Source organism: Rhizobium sp. PvP014 (assembly GCF_017876855.1).
In the GTDB taxonomy this organism is placed as follows: Bacteria; Pseudomonadota; Alphaproteobacteria; order Rhizobiales; family Rhizobiaceae; genus Neorhizobium; species Neorhizobium soli.
The window spans coordinates 773004-794291 of sequence record NZ_JAGIOT010000001.1; the positions used below are offsets into that span (position 1 = coordinate 773004).

At 59.7% G+C, this 21288-nt stretch carries 17 protein-coding genes; 10 read left to right on the forward strand and 7 right to left on the reverse strand.

The annotated features are described in order from the left end of the window. Positions 1-75: 75 nt before the first annotated feature. Positions 76-1773 carry an extracellular solute-binding protein gene (locus J3A65_RS23295; RefSeq protein WP_209899453.1) on the forward strand — a complete coding sequence of 566 codons (1698 nt, stop codon included), beginning with the start codon at positions 76-78 and terminating at the stop codon, positions 1771-1773. 136 nt (positions 1774-1909) lie between these two features. On the opposite strand, the gene J3A65_RS03530 is transcribed toward J3A65_RS23295, so the two are convergent. Both J3A65_RS03530 and J3A65_RS03535 read right to left on the reverse strand, forming a co-directional pair. Further along, positions 1910-2338 carry a DUF3429 domain-containing protein gene (locus J3A65_RS03530; RefSeq protein WP_209899457.1) on the reverse strand — a complete coding sequence of 143 codons (429 nt, stop codon included), beginning with the start codon at positions 2336-2338 and terminating at the stop codon, positions 1910-1912. Beyond that, positions 2335-3330 (reverse strand): FAD-dependent oxidoreductase, encoded by a 996-nt coding sequence (locus J3A65_RS03535; protein WP_209899460.1) that lies wholly within the window; start codon positions 3328-3330, stop codon positions 2335-2337. Before J3A65_RS03535 ends, J3A65_RS03530 begins: the two co-directional genes overlap by 4 nt. Positions 3331-3545: 215 nt before the next feature. On the opposite strand from J3A65_RS03535, the gene J3A65_RS03540 reads away from it, so the two are divergent. Continuing rightward, the gene (locus J3A65_RS03540; RefSeq protein ID WP_245341468.1) at positions 3546-3962 is read left to right on the forward strand and encodes a DUF393 domain-containing protein; all 417 of its coding nucleotides are present in this window, start codon (positions 3546-3548) and stop codon (positions 3960-3962) included. 126 nt (positions 3963-4088) lie between these two features. Here J3A65_RS03540 and J3A65_RS03545 read toward each other — a convergent pair whose 3' ends face one another. Continuing rightward, positions 4089-5471: a gluconate:H+ symporter gene (locus J3A65_RS03545; protein ID WP_062459880.1), complete on the reverse strand. Its 1383-nt coding sequence runs from the start codon at positions 5469-5471 to the stop codon at positions 4089-4091. Between the two features lie 197 nt (positions 5472-5668). Next, positions 5669-6592: a helix-turn-helix domain-containing protein gene (locus tag J3A65_RS03550; RefSeq protein WP_209899465.1), complete on the reverse strand. Its 924-nt coding sequence runs from the start codon at positions 6590-6592 to the stop codon at positions 5669-5671. A 145-nt stretch (positions 6593-6737) separates the two neighbouring features. Between J3A65_RS03550 and J3A65_RS03555 the strand changes: the two genes are divergently transcribed. The 6 genes from J3A65_RS03555 to J3A65_RS03580 all read left to right on the forward strand — a co-directional run bounded on the left by J3A65_RS03555 (position 6738) and on the right by J3A65_RS03580 (position 14941). Further along, positions 6738-7973 (forward strand): extracellular solute-binding protein, encoded by a 1236-nt coding sequence (locus J3A65_RS03555; RefSeq protein WP_209899468.1) that lies wholly within the window; start codon positions 6738-6740, stop codon positions 7971-7973. 174 nt (positions 7974-8147) lie between these two features. Beyond that, a complete protein-coding gene (locus tag J3A65_RS03560) occupies positions 8148-8966 on the forward strand; it encodes a sugar ABC transporter permease (RefSeq protein ID WP_113111620.1) in 819 nt (272 codons plus the stop codon). Next, complete coding sequence (locus J3A65_RS03565) at positions 8966-9817, forward strand: carbohydrate ABC transporter permease (protein ID WP_209899471.1); 852 nt, start codon at positions 8966-8968, stop codon at positions 9815-9817. Before J3A65_RS03560 ends, J3A65_RS03565 begins: the two co-directional genes overlap by 1 nt. Continuing rightward, positions 9814-11916: an alpha-galactosidase gene (locus J3A65_RS03570; RefSeq protein WP_209899474.1), complete on the forward strand. Its 2103-nt coding sequence runs from the start codon at positions 9814-9816 to the stop codon at positions 11914-11916. Before J3A65_RS03565 ends, J3A65_RS03570 begins: the two co-directional genes overlap by 4 nt. Beyond that, entirely contained in the window at positions 11913-13010 is a 1098-nt protein-coding gene (gene ugpC / locus J3A65_RS03575) for a sn-glycerol-3-phosphate ABC transporter ATP-binding protein UgpC (protein WP_209899477.1), read from the forward strand. Before J3A65_RS03570 ends, ugpC begins: the two co-directional genes overlap by 4 nt. Continuing rightward, positions 13010-14941, forward strand: coding sequence for a beta-galactosidase (locus J3A65_RS03580; protein ID WP_209899480.1), 1932 nt, complete (start codon positions 13010-13012; stop codon positions 14939-14941). The genes ugpC and J3A65_RS03580 overlap by 1 nt, the downstream gene beginning before the upstream one ends. A 214-nt stretch (positions 14942-15155) precedes the next feature. Here the strand turns inward: J3A65_RS03580 and J3A65_RS03585 are convergent, their stop codons facing one another. Beyond that, entirely contained in the window at positions 15156-15965 is an 810-nt protein-coding gene (locus J3A65_RS03585; protein ID WP_245341428.1) for a transporter substrate-binding domain-containing protein, read from the reverse strand. A 303-nt stretch (positions 15966-16268) separates the two neighbouring features. Between J3A65_RS03585 and J3A65_RS03590 the strand changes: the two genes are divergently transcribed. Further along, complete coding sequence (locus J3A65_RS03590; protein WP_244476202.1) at positions 16269-18485, forward strand: EAL domain-containing protein; 2217 nt, start codon at positions 16269-16271, stop codon at positions 18483-18485. A gap of 152 nt (positions 18486-18637) precedes the next feature. Then, complete coding sequence (locus J3A65_RS03595) at positions 18638-19231, forward strand: hypothetical protein (protein WP_162728385.1); 594 nt, start codon at positions 18638-18640, stop codon at positions 19229-19231. Between the two features lie 79 nt (positions 19232-19310). Here the strand turns inward: J3A65_RS03595 and J3A65_RS03600 are convergent, their stop codons facing one another. Next, positions 19311-19961, reverse strand: a complete 651-nt coding sequence (locus J3A65_RS03600; protein WP_156466538.1) for a hypothetical protein — start codon at positions 19959-19961, stop codon at positions 19311-19313. Positions 19962-20658: 697 nt separating this feature from the next. Continuing rightward, positions 20659-21282: a pyridoxamine 5'-phosphate oxidase family protein gene (locus J3A65_RS03605; protein WP_209899483.1), complete on the reverse strand. Its 624-nt coding sequence runs from the start codon at positions 21280-21282 to the stop codon at positions 20659-20661. Between the last annotated feature and the right edge of the window lie 6 nt (positions 21283-21288).

The window sequence follows — 21288 nt, forward strand, 5'->3', positions numbered from 1 at the left end:
CACCTGGAGCGCCTAGCCAAGAGGCACTGCAATGGCTACGAACATCGTCTAGTGACGCGACGGACGGGGGCCGACGTGAACGACTACGAAATGCTGCGGGTGATTGAGTTCCTGGACAAGACCCGGCGGCCCTTCGGCGACGTGATCGGCGGATTCGACGAAGACCCCGGCTGGAAAATCGTGGTCTTCCTCATCAAGGCCCATATCCACAGCCAGACTGTCGCCATCTCAACGCTCGGCCAGGAATCCGGTCTGCCCTACGCAACCTCCATGCGGCTGATCAATCGCATGGTGGACAGCGGCTACATTTTGAAAGTCCCCAAGGGGCCCGGCGCCAAGACCTTTTCCCTGCAACCGAGCGAAAAGCTCCTGCAGTCCTTCCAGGCTTATGCCGGAAAGACGAAGTCCCTGCTTGCCCAGACGCTCGGCCTGCGCGGCGGCGAGCAGGAGGAAGACTATTACTTTGGCGGGACCCCGTTGGGCTCGCAGATCATCCCGCCCATGCGACTGGTGCAGAAGCGGGTCGAGTCGCATATCGAACTGCGCTTCCTCCTCAACGACGACAACTACTTTTCGTCCATGCGCAACATGTGGGCCGACTTCCGCAACAACCTCGCATCGAAGAAGAACTTCGACCTTCTGCCACTGCCAGATCTCTATCGCCGCATCCTGGACAATCGCAACAAACCGGTCTCTGACTACGATGTTCTCGCCATCAACATGCCCTGGCTTGGCGAGTTTGCCGAAAAGGACATCATCCGCCCCTTCGATGCCCTGATTCAGAAAACCGGTATTAACCCGCTCGACTTCCATCCCTCCATCTGGTCGACGGCCCGTTGGGATGGCCAGGACTATGGCGTTCCGGGCTACTGCACGATTGAGATCCTCGCCGCCCGGCGGGACCTGTTTGCCGATGCCGGGCTGGATTTCCCGCGAAAGTTCGAGGACGTGCTTGCCGCAGGCCGGCATTTCCACGCCCCGCAGCACGGCATGTATGGCGCAGTCTGGGACGGTGCCCGCGGCATGCCGATCGCGTCGAGCTTCATGTTCTTTCTCGGCGCCTGCGGCCAGCCGACCATTTCACTGCGCAAGTCCCGGGCGGGCTTTACGCTGGAGGGTGTGAACCTCGAAGAACTGCACTGTACCATCCAGTCGGATGCCGCCCTATCCGCGCTGGACTTCATGCGCCGCCTAATCGAGATCTCGCCGCCCGGCATTCTCAACATGGCGTGGGACAAGACGCTTGACGTGTTCATGAAGGGAAAGGCCAGTCTCGGCTATTTCTGGACGATGCGCGCGGCGAGGTTCGAGTACGACGTCCAGTCCGTGGTCAAGCGGCGGGTCGAGTACCTGCCACAGCCCTCCGGGCCTGGCGGCACCCGCGCTTCGCCGATCGGCGGTTTCCTTTTCTGCATTCCGTCCAATCTGCCCGAAGCCCGGGTGGAACTTGCCGCCGACGCAATCGCCTGGATGGCGTCGCGCGAGGCCATGAAGGCCCATGTCAAGAACGGCTTTCCGATCGCCCCGCGCTTCTCGGTGAGTGCGGACCCGGAAGCTGCGGCGAGTTCGCCGATCGTGCGTTTTGTCGATCAGCTCGCGAAGAAAAACCTGCTGCACACCTGGCAGCGACCCAATATTCCGCAATATTCAGCGATCGAAAGGATCCTTGGCGAGGAAGTGCATGACGCATTGTCGGGGGCAAAATCAGACAGGACAGCATTGGCGGATGCGGCCGATCGGATCAACCGGGAGCTTAAAGCCTCAGGGAAATGACGCACCGGGCCTGCGAGCTAGAAAAGGACGGACAGGCGGTCTTGAGACGGCCACCGGAAGTGTGCCATCGAGATACCTGCGGCTTCGCCAACCTATCGAGTTGATGACACTTGAGAGCGCAGTTCCAGCCACCCGTTCAAAAGGCGTAGCGGAAAAGCATGACGCCATAGGCAAGCGCGACAAGCGCAGTCACCCGAATGCGCAGTTTCCAATACCACTGCCGTGAAAGATCCGTAGAAAGGGTCCTGTGGTCGGCGATCAGCAGAAGGGCAAACAGCAACACCTGTACCAGCAGGGCTATCGGCAAAGGACTGGCAACCAGTGTCACAAAGGCAATGAGAGCCAGCACGTTACTGGCGACAATGATCACCAGGTCGCCCCTGCCTGTTTGAGCGCTTCCCCAGAGGGCTCCGGCCATAAAGGATGCGATGACTGCCCCGTAGGACAGGAATGCGGGTGCCGTTTCAAAACCGAGAACGGTCGAGGGGGCAAATGCCAGCAGCCAGAACGGCAGGGCCCCGCAATAGGTCAGAAGCGTGGAGATGGTCCGCGGGGTCATTGTCATGGCGCTACCTTTACGATCTGTTTGAGCGCATCGCCAAGGGCCGCGGCGCTGAGGAACGCTGCCTCGACCCGCCCTGCGATGCACCAGTCTCCGCAAGCCGCCAATTGGGACACATCATCGAGAAGGAAAGCCTGTCCGGCCGGCCGATCGACATTGGCATAGCGCCAACGATGGATGGTTGCAGCCTCAGCCTCACTCGGGGAGATCGGAATATAGCGCTGGAGCGCCTCCAGCATCGTCCGACGAACGTCTTCCAGTGGCTCCTCCAAATGATCGTCCGACCACTTGGCCGTCGCGTTGACCACCAGACAGGGCTCGTCAGGCCGTTCCGGCTTGGAATTGTTGCGGGAGATCCAGCCGATGACCGGATCATCGGCACGGGCGGCAGCAAAGGGAAGCTTTGCATCCTCGGTCTGGCGGATCATCAGCGTGAAGCAGGCATTCATCCGGGTTTTTGCCAGCGCCCCGTGATGCGTAAACTCGTCAGGAAGAAGCAATGCCGACTGCGGGGCTGGCGCCGCTAAAACCAGCCAGTCGAACGGGCCCTCGCGGCGATCGCCGATTTTCAAGAACCACTTACCCGCCGTGCCGCTGATCGCCTCCACAGGCGCGTCGGTCTGGATATCAAGGCCTGCCGCCATCGCTTTCGCAAGCGCGTTCATCGAAGGGCTCCCGACATAACGCGTTGTGTCGCCCTCCGACAAAGCCGCGAGATTGCCGTCGGGCAGCGTTGCAAGCGCACCGGTCCAGGGCTGAACCACTCCGTCGGCCTGCGCCGTCTCCAACGCTGCACGGAAACGTCCGTCCCTGATGGTGAAATACTGCGCTCCATGATCAAAAGTCACGGCATCGGTTCGCCGTGTCGCCATCCGTCCGCCGACGCCTCTGCTTTTCTCGAAAATCCTGACATCGGCACAGTCGGCCATGGCTCTGGCCAGAGTCAGGCCGGCGATCCCTGCACCGACAATGCCCAGTCGTATTCGTCTTGCCATGTCTGTCGATCTCCGGCGGTGGCTGAGGCCATCAATGCCCCATAGGTTCCGCCGCCGCAAGCCGATCAGGCTGCGTCTCTGGTTTCCATCTTGGATGCGGCCTTGGTTGAATACTTGGGCGCTCGTGGGCGCAAGGTGCCCTGTATCGGGGGTAGAGAGCACCGATCCAGCAGGTAGGCTGTGATGTAACCTATGCTTGCGGAACATCTGTGCAGATGGGATGGTTTGGCATTCTTCGCACTCGAGGTATTAGCCATGCTCATCAACACTACGAAGCACACGTCATGATGGAGCAAGTCACCGTCTGGTTTGACAGCGGCTGCCCGCTTTGCCGGCGCGAGATCGCGATCATCCGGAGGCTGGACCGCCGCAATGCAATCCGCTTCATCGACGCCTGCGATCCCATCGCATCGTGTCCTGTCGATCGTGTGGAGATCCTGTCGCGGTTTCATGCCGAAGAAGGAGGCAAGCTTTTGTCGGGGGCGGCAGCCTTTGCCGCAATGTGGCGGGCGATACCCCTTTTGCGCCCGCTCGGTCTCATCGCAGGCTGGCCTCCCGCCACGCCATTGTTCGAGATGGCCTATCGGGGGTTCCTGCGACTGAGGCCGTCTCTGCAGAAGTTTTTCCGGTAATGGATACCGTGGTCACGGCGCTGTCTGAACGCGGCTTGCTGCCGACCGTCTCGAAATTTGCCGATTAGCGCGGGGGAAGCCAGGCACGCCTTCATCAAGAGCGTGCCTGGCTATGAAACCGGGTTGTTAGGCCAGCCAGAAGATGATCCCGGAAAGCGCAAAGCCAACGAGGCCCACCAAGGTCTGCATCGCGGTCCAGGTCTTGAACGTGGTCTTGATGTCCATGTTGAAGAAGCGACCGACCAGCCAAAAGCCGGAGTCATTGACATGCGACAGCATGACAGAACCGGATGCGACCGCGATGACGATCGCTGACAGCTGAATACCCTGATAACCGGCAGCCTGCACCGCAGGCTGCACCAGACCAGCAGCCGTGATGAGTGCAACCGTCGCGGAGCCCTGTGCAACGCGCAGCGCGGTCGAGATCAGGAAGCCTGCCACCAGTATGGGCATACCGATATCGGCAAGTACATCCGACAAAGCGTTGCCGATCCCCGAAGCACGCAGAACGCCGCCAAACATGCCGCCCGCGCCGGTGATGAGGATAACAGAGCAGACAGGTCCAAGAGCAGAGTCAACGATGCGCTCCACCTTGATGGGATCGCGACCGCGCATTGGCCCAAGAACGTAGCCGGCGACGAGAACCGAAATCAGAAGTGCGATTGGAGTAGAGCCTACGGTGCGGGCAAGCTGGAACCAGCTGGCATCCTTGCTGACCCATTCCTGTGCGCGCGCGAAATCGAGGCCGGTATTCATGAAGATGAGAACGAGCGGCAAAAGAAGAAGTGCAACGACGAGGCCAGGGCTCGGCAGGGAGATTCTCTCGTCGTCGGAGGATTGCTCATCAGTGACGTTGTCAGGCACCGGCAGGTAGATGCGTTTGCCGATCCAGCTTCCGAAAAAATGACCCGCAACGACCCAGGTCGGGATGGCGACCAACAGACCGACGATGATCAGAAGTCCGACGTCGGCGCCCAGCAGTTCGGCTGCGGCGACAGGCCCGGGATGCGGCGGCACGAAAACGTGCATGCACGAGAACGCGGTCGCGACCGGGATGCCGTAGAGAAGAAGGCTTCCGCCAAGGCGACGCCCTACCGTGAACATCACCGGAAGCATGACGACGAGGCCTGCATCGAAGAAGATCGGGAAGCCGAAGAACAGCGACGCGATGCCCAACGCCAGCGGTGCACGTTTTTCGCCAAATCGGCGGACGAGGTCATCCGCAAGAGCCTGCGCACCACCCGATACTTCCAGCAGGCGACCCAGCATGGCGCCAAGGCCGACAAGCAGAGCAACGCCCCCGAGGGTCGAGCCAAACGCGGACGTGAGGGTGGTAAGGATATTCCCCGCCGGAATTCCCGTCACGAGCGCGGTCAGGAAACTGACGAGAATGAGCGAGACAAAAGCGTGGATGCGAAACTGGATGATAAGAACCAGCAGCAGCGCAACGGCGCCAGCCGCAATGGATATGAGCGTACCCGCTCCCAGGGTCTGTTCGAACTCCGGCAAAATTATACTCCTACAGGGCTTAGCGGTTGTGTCTGCGCGATGTACGGAGGTATCGCCCAGAATGCAAACTCAACCTCAATCGACGTGCACGACCACGTTAGGGCCGCTGCTCAGCGCGGCCTGCAGGAATTGCCTGCGAAGGCTCTATTCAACTTGAAATCGAACGTTCAACCAGAACGGCTGGTCATCACGCAGTGTCAGTCGCGTCGCGCATTTGCCTGCATCCTGCGGCGAAACGCGGATGGCCGGTCGGCGAAGCGGTCGGTAAAGGCTTCATAGAAGCGCGAGACCGAGCCGAAGCCGGATTCGAAGGCGACATTCGTGATCGACATGTCTGTCGAGATCAAAAGCGAGCGAGCCGTGTCCAGCCGGTGGCGGGCAATCGCCTGGTTCATCGTCTGGCCGACCGCCCGCTTGAACAGGCTCATGGCATAATTTGGATGAAGTCCCACATCCCGCGCCACGTGATCGACGGAAATATCGCCGAGGGCGTGTTCGGCAATGAAACGCAACATCTGCTCCACATGACCGGCGCGCCCGCTGTCACTGGATGAGAGGCCGGCAATGGCAGGGGCGTGTTCGCGCAGATCCCGCCAACCTTCCCGTTCGATCCTCAAAACCCGGGCCGTGAGCTCGGTTCGGACGATCTCTGCCAGTCCCTCGTCACCCTGCAAGAGTTCCTCGCGCCATCTGAGAAAGACGTCCTCATCGAAAGGCCTGATAACGGTCGCTTCGATGACCGCACCACGGAAGACGGCATCCCGGAACCGGCTGAGAGTGGCAAGACCAAGAAAAACGGACATGGGAACATAGAGACAGACAAACCGCGTACCTTTTTCGATCTCCGTCACCTGATGCGGAACCATTCCCCAGAAAAGGCAGAGACGACCCGCGCCGATCGTCAGTTCCCGCCCGTCGAACCAGTAAGTCATCTGGCCTTGGGTAAGAAAATTCAGTTCGATCTGACTGTGCATATGCGGGCCTGCCATCCGCTGCACGACAAGAGTTTCGCCGGCGCAGAACCGATGGTCGCCGAACACGACAAGCGGGTGCCGCGGATCGAGATCGGGATGTGCCGGAACCGATCCGTCCTTTGAAATGGTTGATGCGGCCTTATCCATCTTAGGATCCCGTAAAACATTCCCTGAAATACGGTGGAACTCTACGGGTTTGTGGCGGAACATCAAGACGGGCTGGAGGAGCTCGATCGGTAAGGCTGAAATCTAGGACTTCATCCGGTTACCGATGGTCACAAGGGAGGAACACATGACCGTTCTAAGAAAGAGGCTGCTTGGCCTCGTATTGTCGACTTTTCTAATTGCGCCATCGGTTTTCGCGGGCGAAATCACAGTCAATTCAGACCATTCGGATCCCGTCCCGAAAAAGGCGATGGGCGATCTGATTGCGGCCTTCGAGAAGGCCAACCCCGACATCAAGGTCAAGTGGAACAACTTTGACCACGAAGGCTACAAGGCCGCGATCCGCAACTTCCTGACCGCTGACGCGCCTGATGTCGTCGCCTGGTATGCCGGCAATCGCATGGAGCCCTTCGTCAAGGCGGGACTGTTTGCCGATGTGAGCGATGTCTGGGCGGCCAATGGCTACGATCAGCAGATGAAGGCTGCCGTACCGTCAATGACGATCGACGGCAAGAAGTGGGGCATGCCCTACACCTACTACCAGTGGGGCATCTACTACCGTAAGGACATCTTTGCCGAAAAGGGCATCACCCCGCCAAAGACCTGGGCCGAGCTGATCGCCGCGAGCGCCAAGCTCAAGGCTGCGGGGATCACGCCCTTCACGATCGGCACCAAGGCGCTCTGGCCGACCGGCGGCTGGTTCGACTATCTCAATCTTCGCGTCAACGGCTACCAGTTCCACATGGACCTGACAGCCGGCAAGGTTCCTTACACCGATCCCAAGGTAAAGGCCGTGTTCGAGAAGTGGGCCGAGCTCGTCAAGCCCGGTTATTTCATCGAGAACCATGCGGCGATCGACTGGCAGGATGCAGTCCCGCAGCTCGTCCAGGGCAAGGCCGCCATGTATCTGATGGGCAATTTCGCCGTTGCCACCATGAAGGACGGTGGTCTGAAGGAGGAGCAGATCGGCTTCCTTCCCTTCCCTGAAATCACCCCCGGCCTGCCGAGGGCCGAAGAAGCGCCGACGGATACGTTCCACATTCCAGCCAAGGCAAAGAACAAGGAAGACGCCAAGAAATTCCTGGCTTACGTCGGCTCGGCCCAGGCACAGTCGACGATGAATGCGACCCTTGGCCAGCTGCCCGTCAACAATCAGGCGGAAAAGCCGAAGGACGTCTTCCTCGAGGCGGGCTTTACGATGCTATCGGGCGCCCAGGGCCTCGCGCAGTTCTACGACCGCGATGCCAATGCCGAAATGGCAAAGGCCGGCATGGAAGGCTTCCAGGAGTTCATGGTCAAGCCGGACAAGATCGACGCCATCCTGGCGCGGCTCGAGAAGGTTCGCGCCCGCGTCTATAAATAGCGCTTCCTCCCGGACGACCGGGCGCAGCGACCGAGAGGTCCTGCGCCCGGCCGCAATTCTAAGATAATCTGCAGGGGTATCGTTGTGAGCTATTCCGCCACGCAGCCGTCGCGCCGCTCGAAGAACAACAGGGAATGGCTCACGCCATGGCTGTTTCTCGCCCCCGGCCTTTTCATGTTCATCGTCTATGTCCTTTTGCCGATCTTCCAGTCGATCTGGATCAGCTTTCATGACTGGGACGGGCTTGGCGAAAAGGTCTGGATCGGGCTTGGCAATTACCGCGAACTTCTGGATGACGACTCCTTCTACGTTTCCCTGAAGAACAACGTCATCTGGCTGCTGCTCTATCTTCTGGCGATCCCTGCAGGCCTTGCCGTAGCACTTTTTCTCAACCAGTCGGTCACCGGGATCCGGCTCTACAAGTCGCTGTTCTTTTTCCCGTTCGTCATAAGCCAAGTCGTGGTCGGCCTGATCTTTACCTGGTTCTACGCGCCGGATTTCGGGCCGTTTTCGAAACTGCTGGAGTGGCTGACGGGCGAGCAGCTGGCGGTTCTGGCGGATGAGCGCTACGTCACCTACGGCATCATCATCGCCGGCCTGTGGCCACAGACGGCCTATTGCATGATCCTCTACCTGACAGGTCTCAACAACATCAATCCGGAACAGGTCGAGGCCGCGCGGATGGATGGCGCCAAGGGGCTCAAGCTTCTCTGGTACGTCGTCCTGCCGCAGCTTGCGCCGGCGACTTTCATCGCGATGGTCGTCACCGTCATCGGTTCGCTGCGCTCCTTCGACCTCGTGTCGATCATGACCGCCGGCGGCCCTTACGGATCGAGCCAGGTTCTCTCCTACTTCATGTTCGAACAGGCATTGTCGGAATACGGTTTCCGCATGGGGTATGGCGCCGCCATCGCAGTCGTGCTGTTCCTGATCATGATGGTGTTCATCTCGCTCTTCATCGTGCGGATGCTTGTCCAGGAAAGGAACGCCTGATGTTCCCCTCCCCCATTCAGAACGCATCGCCATGGATGCGGACCGGCTACAAGGTGCTCCTGCCTGTCTCGCTCGTCCTCTGGCTCCTGCCTCTGATCGGCGTCGCCATCACCTCGGTGAGGCCGGCGGGCGATCTTGCAGCCGGCAATTACTTCGGAATGCCCTCCGGTTTTGCCGGTGTCGAGAACTACACGGTCGTCTTCCGGGATTCTCCGATCGGTCTCTACATCCTGAACTCGTTCAAGGTGACGATCCCAACGGTCATCGGCGCGGTCGGTATTTCCTGCCTGACCGGCTTTGCGCTGGCGGTCTATCGCTTCAAGGGCAATCTCGTCCTGTTCTTCATGTTCGTCGCGGGCAATTTCATTCCCTTCCAGATCCTGATGGTGCCGGTGCGCGACCTGACGCTGAAACTCGGCCTCTACGACACCGTAACTGGACTGGTCCTTTTCCACGCAGCCTTCCAGACCGGTTTCTGCACGCTCTTCATGCGCAACTTCATCAAGGGCCTGCCTTTTGCCCTCATTGAATCCGCACGCGTCGAAGGCGTGTCCGAATGGAAGATCTTCCGCCATATCGTGCTGCCGCTGATGCGGCCGGCGATTGCGGCGCTATCCGTCCTGATCTTCACCTTCGTCTGGAACGACTATTTCTGGGCGACCGTGCTCGTGCAAGGCCAGCACGCCATGCCTGTCACCGCCGGCCTCTATTCGCTGAACGGCCAATGGGTTGCCGCCTGGCATCTGGTGTCCGCCGGATCGATCATCGCGGCCCTGCCGCCGGTCGCCATGTTCTTTCTGATGCAACGGCATTTCATTGCCGGCCTGACACTTGGAGCGACCAAGGGATGAGTGACATCGTAACTGTCGGCTCGGGCGATTTCGCGCTGAGCCTGCGCCTGCCCGAAACCGGAATGCCCGAGTTTCTGGCCTTCGGCCGCCCGCCGGTTGTCGCCGATCCGCTATTTGAGATCGAACGATCGAGCCGTATCAACGGCATGGACGTCGCCGTCCCCTCGGCCGTCCTGCTGCCATCTGGCGGAATGGGCTTTTTCGGCTGGCCGGCGATTGCAGGCCACCGCGCCGGCCGCGATTTCATTCTCGCGTTCAGCGGCTGGTCGGTTGCACGGAACGGAGCACAGACCGTTCTTTCCGCAAGCGACCCGGTCGCGCGGATCGAGATCGCCATCGCGCTTACGGAACATACTGCCGGCGTGCTGTCGATCGCAACCCGGCTCTCCAATGCCGGCGATACCGACTACCAGCTCGATCGCTGCATGGCCGCGAGCTTCCTGGCGCCCTCAGGTGACACAACGATCACCAGTTTTACCGGCTCATGGGGACGTGAATTCCAGACGCGTCGCGAGACGCTCGGCAATGGCCTGTGGATGCAGGAAAACCGCCGCGGCCGCACCTCGCACGACCGTCTTCCAATGCTGTTCGTCGAAAGCGCTGACCAGCGTTTTGGCGTCACGCTCGGCTGGAGCGGCAATCACCAGATCGCCATCGACCGTACTGATGACGGCCAGCGCCTCGTCCATCTCGGCGAACTGTTCGAACCCGGCGAGATCATTCTTGCGCCCGGCGAGAGCTACCAGAGCCCAACTGCCTATGCCGGGCCGCATGGCGAGGCATTTCATGCCTTCGTCCGCACCGAGCTTGTCCAGTGGCCGGGCGGCTCCATGAGCCCAAGGCCTGTCACGCTCAACACCTGGGAAGGCAACTATTTCGACCACCTGCTGGACTCGCTCAAGGCGCAGGCGTCTGCAGCTGCAGCACTCGGCATCGAGCGTTTCGTTCTGGACGATGGCTGGTTCGGTAAACGTGACGACGACACGACGAGCCTTGGCGACTGGGATATCGACCCCCGCAAATATCCGGACGGACTGAAACCGCTCGTCGATCACGTGACAAGCCTTGGCATGCAGTTCGGCATCTGGTTCGAACCGGAAATGGTCAATCCCTTGTCCGACCTATTTACCGCCCACCCGGACTGGGTGCTGCAGGTGGAAGGGCGGCCCCTGCTCGCGTCCCGCAACCAGCTCGTGCTCGATCTCACCCGGCGGGACGTCTCCGACTATCTGTTTTCAAAGATTGATGCGGTGCTTGGCGCCCACGCGGTTTCCTATGTCAAATGGGACATGAACCGCGACCTGACCCATAGCGGCGGTCGCGACGGCAAAGCAAGGACCGCCGCCCAGACACGCGCCGTCTACGCCCTGATGGACCGCGTTCGCGCCGCTCATCCCGATGTCGAGATCGAAAGCTGCGCGTCGGGCGGTGGCCGGATCGATTTTGGCGCGCTCGCCCGCACCCATCGCGTCTGGACATCGGACTGCACCGATGCGCTGGAGCGGCTGGAAATCCAGCGCGGCGCCTTGCTTTTCGTTCCGCCGGAAATTCTCGGCAGCCACATCTCGGCAGACCCCAACCACCAGACCAACCGTCGCCATACCCTGAGCTTCCGGGCGCTGGTGGCAATGGCCTATCATTTCGGCGTCGAACTCAACCCGCTGGAACTCTCAGTCAAAGAGCGCGGCGAGCTGGCGCTCTATATCGAAACCCACAAGCGGCTTCGCCCGCTTCTGCATGCGCCCGGCGCCAACTTCCGGCTTGAGCCAATCGATGGCCGTTATGTCTGGGGTGCCGCAAGCGCTGAAAAGATCGTCGTCATCGTTGCGCAGGGACCGCAGATGGTGGGCGAACAACCCGCAACCCTGCGGTTGCCTGAACAGATCATACGCTTCGGGGGAACCTGGCGCATCGAAACTGTTCTGCCCACAGAGCCTGATTTCATCCGCATATCGGACGGTCAGAAGCGACTGCTTTCCGGCGAGATCGCTTTCGATCTGGCAAATTCCGGGCTTGCAGGCCTGCCCTTGCCGATGCTTCGGCCCGAAAGTGCCCTGCTTCTCGAACTAACACCTCACAATGGGAGACAGACGCGATGAGCGACGTCAGCCTGCGCGCCGTCAAGAAAAGCTTTGGCGCCGTCAATGTCATCAAGGGTGTCGATCTCGATATTGCCGATGGCGAGTTCTGCGTTTTCGTCGGCCCGTCCGGCTGCGGCAAGTCCACGCTGTTGCGGATGATCGCCGGCCTTGAGAGGATTTCCGAGGGCACGCTGTCGATCGGCGGCCAGGAGATGACCGACGTCGGCCCTTCCGAGCGCGGTGTCGCCATGGTGTTCCAGTCCTATGCGCTCTATCCGCATATGACTGTGGCGGAAAACATCGGTTTTGGCCTGAAGATGACGGGCCATCCGAAGGCCCTGGTCGCAGAGCGCACAGCCTATGCGGCAAAGATGCTGCAGCTTGAGCCGCTGCTGCAGCGCAAGCCGGGGCAGTTGTCGGGTGGTCAGCGCCAGCGTGTTGCAATCGGCCGTGCGATTGTCCGCAATCCGGACGTCTTCCTGTTCGACGAACCGCTCTCCAATCTGGATGCGGCGCTGCGCGTGCAGATGCGCTCGGAGCTCTCGAACCTGCATCAGGATCTGAAGGCGACGATGATCTACGTGACCCACGATCAGGTCGAGGCGATGACCATGGCCGACAAGATCGTCGTGCTGTCGGCAGGTCGCATCGAGCAGGTCGGTGCGCCGCTCGAGCTCTATCACCGGCCGAAAAACCTGTTCGTCGCCGGTTTCATCGGTTCGCCGAAGATGAACTTTCTGACGGTTCCCGTGACACCCGGCGAGAACGGCCGCGTCACCGCAAGCCTTCCCGGCGGCGCATCGCTTTCGCTCGACACGCACGGCGCCTCAGTGAAAGGCGGAACGATGACGCTGGGCGTCCGCCCCGAACATCTGGATGCGACCGGCAATGGCGATATCGTTCTCGAAGGCCGCGTGAAGCTCGCCGAACATCTCGGCTCCGAGACCCTGTTCTTCGTTTCGCTCGCCGATGGTTCTGAGATTGCGGTCAAGGCCGACGGCCTTGCAAGCCAGCGCGCGGGCGACCCTATCCGCGTCGGTGTTCCGGCCAGGGCCTGCCATCTGTTCGATACCGACGGCCTTGCCGTCGTCAATGGAGATCTCACACGATAATGCTTGGCGTCTGCTACTATCCGGAACACTGGAACGAAGACCGCTGGGAAACCGATGCCCGGCGCATGCGCGAACTTGGCATTTCCTTCGTGCGCATCGGCGAATTCGCCTGGTCACGGCTTGAGCCGAGCCGCGGCAACTTCGACTTCGCCTGGCTCGACCGGGCGATGGACGTCCTGACAAAGGCTGGCCTCAAAATCGTGCTCGGCACGCCGACGGCGACACCACCAAAGTGGTTGATCGACGAGTATCCCGACATCCTGCCCTATGACGAACACGGCCGTCTGCGCGGTTTCGGCTCGAGGCGTCATTACACGTTTTCCTCAGAGACTTGGTGGCGCGAGAGCGCCCGCATCGTCGAGGCGGTCGCAAAACGGTACGGCGACCATCCGGGCCTCGCCGGCTGGCAGACCGACAACGAATACGGCTGCCACGACACGACGCTTTCCTTTGGACCTGAAGACCTGAAGGCATTCCGCCGCTGGCTGCGGCTGCGTTACCAGTCTGCCGAGCAGCTCAACGAAGCCTGGGGTTCGGTGTTCTGGTCGATGGAAGTCGGAAGCTTCGACGATGTCGCGCTGCCGAACCTCACTGTGACCGAAAGCAACCCGGCGACGCGGCTCGATTTCTGGCGTTTTCATTCGGATCAGGTCGCAGCCTATGACGCGATGCAGTGCGAGATCATCCGCCGGCATTCGCCGGATCGCTGGATCACTCATAACTTCATGGGTTTCGTTCTCGACTTCGACCATTTCCAGGTGGCCGACAATCTCGACCTTGCCTCCTGGGACAGCTACCCGATCGGTTTCGTCGAAAAATTTCCGTTCTCGGAGGCGGAGCGCAATCGCTGGGCGGAGACGTCGCATCCGGATATCGCGCCGTTCCACCACGATCTTTATCGCGCGGTGGGCCGTGGCCGGTTCTGGGTGATGGAACAGCAACCCGGCCCGGTAAACTGGGCGCCCTGGAACCCGATCCCGAAGCCCGGCATGGTGCGCCTCTGGACCTGGGAAGCGCTGGCCCATGGCGCGGAAGTCGTCAGCTATTTCCGCTGGAGGCAGGCACCCTTCGCGCAGGAGCAGATGCATGCGGGTCTGAACCTTCCCGGCCTAGACGAACTTTCGCCCGGCGGCCGCGAAGCTGGACAGGTAGCGAGCGAGCTCGCCACCTTCGGAACTCTGCCGGAAACACAGACGGCTAAAGTTGCTGTTGTCTTCGATTACCAGAGCTACTGGACGACGGTGATCCAGCCACAGGGCAAGGACTTCCGTTACGAAGAACTGACCTTCCGCTGGTATGAAAGCCTTCGGCGCCTCGGCGTCGATATCGACTTCGTGCGCCCCGGCGCGCCGCTGGATGGCTACGCGCTGGTTATTTTGCCCTGCGTCACGGAAATATCAGCGGATCTGGAGAGGGAACTCCGCCAATTCGACGGTGTAGTCCTGATCGGCCCCCGGACCGGATCGCGCACGCGCAATTTCACCATTCCCGACAATCTGCCGCCCGGTCCGCTCTCCGATCTCACCGGCCACCGCGTGTTGCAGGTCGCGACACTGAGGCCGGGCCTTGCCCAGCCTGTGACGGGACAGATCTCAGGCGCAGCAATCCGCTGGCGCGAAGATATAGAAGCAACCGGCGATGTTCTCGCCCGCTTCGGCGATGGCATGCCGGCCCTCACCCGCAAGGAGAAGATCCATTACCTGGCCTGCTGGCCGGATGAGTCACTCCTTGCCGCAACGATGAGCCTGGTTCTGGACGCTGCGGACATCCCCACGTTTGAGCTGCCGGAACATGTTCGTATGCGGCGACGCGGCGAGCTCGTCTTCGCGTTTAACTACGGTGCGGAGGACTGGACGGTACCAACCGGGATCCGCATCGTGCTCGGCGAGCGCACTCTTCGCCCGTATGAGGTTGCTGTCTGGCGGGCGTGAGCGAGCCAGACAGCAACCAAACACGCGCCTGCCAAACGGTTGCTCGGGAGCTGAACGGGCCCTATGGAACGGTGCGGAACTGACCGAAATGATGCGAGCGGATCTCCACTACGACATTCGCTGAGCTGTATCAGGATTCCGGCTTAGGCCGGTTCGCGGCAGGGTGTCGACCCGACATCCCGTTTCGATCTTCAGGAATGCCAGATGGCCCGCATCAACGGATGCTGAAGGGGAAATATTTCGCGTTGATGCTGTCATAGACTTCGCCAGCCTGAAGCTCCGCCAGGGCCGTATTGATCTTTGCCGTCAACGCAGCATCGTCCTTGCGGAAAGCGATGCCCGCACCTTCGCCGAAGATCGATGTGTCCTTGACGTCGGTGCCAACGAACTTGCAGCAACGTCCTTCATTTGTGTTCGTGAGCCAGTCGTACACGGCAAGCTTGTCTTCAAGCATGACGTCAACGTCCTCGTTTGCCAGCGCCTTGTAAAGCTCCGGCGAGGAGCGAAACACCGTTGTCTCGGCGCTTGGGAAAAACTTCTTGATGTATGCCTGCTGTGAGGTCTCCGCCGCGATGCCGACGCGCAGGCCCTTGAGGCTTTCGTCCGATATGGTGGTCAAGACCGAGTCTTTGCGTGCGATAAAGACGGAGGGACTGTCGTAGTATTTGTCCGAGAATGTCACGAGTTTGCGTCTCTCTGCACTCATCGACATGGACGATACGATCATGTCGTATTTGTTCGAAAGCAGATTGGGGATCATGTCGGTCCATTCCTGGACGACCAGTTCGCAGGAAAGCCGTGCCGTCTCACAAAGGGCCTTGGCGATGTCGACGTCGAAACCCTGCAGTTGACCGCTGGAGTCCACGTAGTTGAAGGGAGGAAAGCCTCCCTCAAACGCAACCTTGATCTTCTGATCTCCTGCCCGGTCGGCAGCGACTGCCTCTCTAAGGTTATGTGTGGGCAAAAGGAGCCACGAAGCAGCTATACACAGTGTGATCAGCGCTCTGGGGTTCATTTTCGGCATCTGGCTCTCCTCTTGTCGTCCGGGCTCGATTCCCGTATTGGGAATATTAGAACATACAAGGATTAAGAGCTTCTCTCGCATGCTTGTCAGCGGCCAACCAGAAGCTCATCGTGACCCCGGCCGCCTCCGGCATTGCGTGTTTTCGTCATCAATCGCGAATGCTTCAATTTTGACACATGCTTTAAAAGCATTTCGTAATTAATCCCCTCTACACTTCCCTGGGCGAGGGGAGATTCCGTGTCTTCAAACTGGGTGTTTTCATTGTTGACGCGACTGTCGGCTCGTTCGTCGTCGCAGTCGGTTTTGATCCTGCTGACCGGAACCGGTCTTGCAATATTAGGGCTCGTTGTTCTCGCAGCCATTTGGGCCGGAAGTGAAAGCGACTCTGCGGCGCGCGACAGGCAACGAGAGCTGGTTGACGGCAGGCTGCAAAATCAGGTCGACCGCGTTGCACAGGATATGCAACTGCTGGCGGAAGGCTATGCTTCATTCTTATCGCCCGGCTCTTCGGACAGCGGCACGGAGATATCCAGAAGCGCGTCGATCCAGACGTTTGGTCGGATCGCCACATCCGTCTTTGGCTACAGCGCCGTTTTTCTGATTTCGCCCGACGGAGAACTCGCACTCCAGCCTGACCCCGATAGCGTGCGTCGTTTCAAATGGGTTCGTCCCGTCCTTTGGCCAATGATCTCGGCCGTAACAAAAGGCCTGGAAACCGATGGGCAGCACGCTCCCGCTCCCCAAAAGAACCAGGTGGAGTTGCTCCGGCTGGAAGGCAGGCCCTCGATTGCGGGCATCGTTCCGGTGGTTCATCAGGTGCAAGATGATCCAGGTAAGGTGAAGGCGGAATACTATCTGATCGCCATCCGGTTCCTGGACGGCCCGACGCTCGATATGTTGAGCAGGGAGCAGGGTCTCGCGGGGGCACGTTACGCTCGCACAGCGGATTACGAACCGGGTGAGGTCGCGTTCCAGGTGGCGTCCACCCGCACGGCAGAGCCCATCGGATTTATCGTCTGGAAACCGGACCTGCCTGGTTCTCGCGTTATCGCGCGTCTCCTGCCCTTCCTGTCTGCCGCCGGACTTGTCGTCACCATCTTGTTTTCCGCCCTGCTGCTGCGCCTGCGCTATAGCCTGAAACAACTCGCTGCTAGCGAGACCCATGCGCGGCATCTTTCCCATCACGACGTGCTGACCGGTCTTCCCAACCGCGCTTTGTTTGCGACAAGACTTGAGCAATGTCTTACCGAACTCGGGACACAAGACCGCGAGACTGTCGTCGCGCTGATCGACCTCGACCGATTCAAGCAGGTCAACGACGTCTACGGCCATCTCGCTGGCGATGAGCTGTTGCGTATCGCCGTAGAGCGGATGAAGTCGCTTCTTCGGCCTGGTGACACACTTGCGCGTTTCGGCGGCGACGAGTTTGCCCTCCTCATCCCCTCTCTCGGCCACAACCGAAGCATCATCGGTTTGTGCAACGAGATCATGGCGCGCATCAGCGACCCGTTTCATCTTGTGAACGGTACTGTCGTTGTCTCTATCGGCGGCTCCATCGGATACACGGCCCCTGAGGGCGCGTTTACCACTGCCCGGGAACTCCTTCGTCGGGCAGACGTCGCACTCTACGATGCCAAGGAAAGTGGCCGCGGCCGCGCGGCAGAATACAATAGTTCGCTGGACACCCGCGCAAACGAACGCACCGAACTGCGGAACGAACTGCGCATCATGCTCGAAAGAGATGAAGGTCCGGGTGACACGCAAGGGGTGATCCGCGACAACCGGGTAGGTCATCTGGAAGTTTTTGCCCAAGGGGTCCATCAGGCAGACAGGTCAGGTGATCTTACAGGTGCGGAAGCTCTTGTCCGATGGCGCCACCCGACAAGGGGGCTTCTGTCGCCCGACAAGTTTATTCCGATTGCTGAAGAAGCCGGGATGATCAACCAGCTTGGCCGATGGGTCTTGCTCACGGCGGCCGCCGCTGCTGCGTCCTGGCCGGCTCATCTCTCGATTGCCGTCAACGTTTCCCCGTCACAAATCGGACAGCGCAACTTTGCCCAGATGGTTCTGTCGATTCTGAGGGATTGCGGGCTTTCCCCGGATCGCTTGGAGCTTGAAGTAACAGAGGCTGCCATTTTCAACCTCGACGAAGGCGCGGCCGAGAACCTGAACCTACTCAGGTCACGCGGGGTGAGAATTGCGCTCGACGATTTCGGCACCGGCTTTTCGTCGCTGAGCCATTTGATCGACCTCAAAATCGACCGCGTAAAGATTGACAGGTCCTTCGTCCAATTGCTGGGCTGCAAGGCAGAAGGTGCCGCCATCGTCTCCGCTATCGCCAGTCTGAGCCGGACATTGGGCAAGGCAACAACGGCCGAGGGTGTCGAAACCGAGGAGCAGAGGGAGTTCCTGATCGCAGCGGGATGCGACGAGCTGCAAGGTTACCTTTTCTCGCGACCCATACCGATCGAGGCCTTCGGCCACCAGGTGCGGCCGAGCCAAATACGCCTCTCGTTATAAACGGAACACGAACGGTGGCAGAATTCCATCGGTCGTTTCGGATCTGCCACAACTCTCGACAGTCGATGACGTCTTGCCTACAACGGATCAGGTCGTATGTTGTCTTGCTAACGTTACGGCGCGCGAAACAACTCCTGAGGAGGAAAGCTGGAATGAATTTCTTCCCGAGGATGGCTTTGGTGGCCGTCGTCTTGCAGTTGGGTCTCGGTCATGCGCGAGCAGACCGTCCTGATCTGGATCAGTCGGTGATGGTGTTCGGTGGCGCTATGGTCGATGAGAATATGCTCGACGCTGCCAACGTGTTCGGTTCTGACTACGAAGATAACGCGTTGATTGGGCTGGGGTACCAGGTGTTCCCATACCAGTTTGGGACGTTCAGCTTCGGCCTGGAGGCGGGTCTTGCTGGTCGGTTCGGCGAGAGCACGAGCGGCGAGGTGTGGGGCGGTGTCGTAGGTCGACATGACGGCGTCAGGCTCGGCCCTGTGCGTGTCTCGCCATCTTTCACGTTCGGCCTCAGCCATGTCACCAAAAGCCAGAAAGGTCGGGAGCGGGATCACGAGCAGGAACGGGACGGCAACGCACGCACCCTGTTCTACCTTGGACCCGAGCTGAGCCTTTCGAGCGACAAGCTCCCGAACACGGAGGTGTTCTGGCGGCTCCACCATCGCTCAGGCGCATGGGGAACGCTGGGCGACATGCACGGCGGCTCGAACGCCAATGTCGTAGGGGTCCGGTACAAGTTCTGACAAAAAAGGCCCGTATCAGGCTCAGCCTGATCGCATAGCCTGACGTTGGAAATGTCGATCAGCAGATGCCGGCGGGAGATCACACTGACTTTGGGAACAGTGGAGTCACATTCGTGGTTGCATTCCCGGTGGCGGGTTGGAGCTTGTTTGCGGTCGCCTTATCGAGGCCGTGCAGAATCTTTGCTAGCCCTTCCGCCTGACGATAGTAGTCCGGTTTTTCAGGAAGGGTCAGGTCGAACTCGCTGCTGATCCGAGCAATCAGATCCATCGCTCTTGCAGCAAGCCGGGCGTAACCCTCAATGCGGCGCTCGAAAAAGCCGTCATGCGCGGGTTTCGACAAATCGAGGCTTTCGAGAGCGTTCTCGTGGTTGCTAACACGGTTTGAAAACCACAATATCTCTTCGCCAAGATCCGCCCCGAAAAGTTGCCAGTCCGCGTCGTCAGGAAGGATCAGCACTGGTTCGGGAAGATGGAACGCGAACTCCTCCTGGTCCATAGGATTGAACTCAGGCCGGTCATGGACGGCTGCGTAGGCAGCCCCGACGTAGTCATCGAGCGCCAGCATCGTTCGCATTGCAAGGCTGCGCGCGTTCCGGTTTGTCTGTCCCGGACGGACGAGAATGCCGAGTTTGTGGATGGACCGACTGGCGGATCCCAGAGCAAAGCTACCAGCGCCAATCAGCGCTCCCAACGTCATGAAACCTTGCGTTGTGCCGAAGAAATCAATCACCGAGTACCTCGTTAAGTAAGCCCGTCGTGGAGTCGACTGAAGAGTAAAAACCGGAATCGTTCCAAGTGACAGTCTGCACCGAAGCGTGCAGAAAACAAACGTTACCGTTCCAGTTTGATGAGATTTTCAAGATGGAGCGGACTTTACTGGCAATAGATGTGATGCCGAGCAGCCGTGTTCAAGTCTGCGGGCGATGCCCATCCTTCAGCGCGGGGCCTACGTCATAAAGGTTCTCCGTGTCTCCTGGACGAGGCATTGTCACAAGAAACAGGCGTCGTCGCCGGCAACAAGAACCACGTCCATGCGTTATCGTCGCAACGGTCTCATGGTAACTGCGAAGAGATCGACAATGGAGACGACGATGGCGGCGGGTGTATTTGATGTTACGCAACTCAACTTGATCAGAGACGCGCACCTCGACTGGTGCGCCGTTAACACCGTTGAGCCGACCAGCGTGTTGGGGGAGGAAGCAGTTGCCTATCTGTTGAGGGCATATAGCGCTGGCTGCGACAGTCCCCAAGAGATGATCGCGTCCCTTGATCGTCACATCAGCGAACGGGCGAGCCACGTACAGCTGGGATCGCCTGCTATACCATCATCCGGCGACGAACGTTGAGACCAGCGGCTGAGGTAACTCTGCCCGGCGACCGACCATGCAATCTCGTGTGTAAGTCTTAGACGATCGTTCGAGCGTCGGTCACAAGGCTTTGCCTTCCAAACGGGCCCGCAGTGTCGCGTTTTCGGCTTCCAGCTGATGCAGTCTTTGACGAAGGGGTGCTACCGCTTCCTCGACCTGCTGCTCGGTATAGCGCGGGATGATGTGTTGTGGGCAGTTCCAGTCGTAAGCCTCGAGCCGAAGCTTGAATAACCGCTCAGGCCTGCCTTTGTAGGTGGGATCGGAGACCAGATCTGTAAGAGCCTGATCGGCATCGAGCGTTAGCCGCTCGACATGTGCGTAGATTTTGAGCCGGGCTCGTCGGACGTAGTCCATCATGAACAGGCAGGCCCGGTCGTTTGCTGCGAAATTTCCTGCACTGATGTACTGGCGATTACCTCGATAGTCGGCAAATGCCATGGTTCGATGATCGACGACCTTCAAAAAACCAGCTCTCCCTCCACGGTGTTGAACGTATGGCCACCCGGTTTCAGACACCGATGCCATGTAGAAGCTGTCGCGCGAGGCGATGAAGGCGATTTCGTTTTGCGTGAATGTATCTGAGGGGCGGTCGTGGTCGCCCAACCATATTTGATCCACACCCATATCCGCCTGTGCGGCTCTGACGCTCGGCGTCACGGCGACTTCCAGGAAATGATACGGCACGTGAAC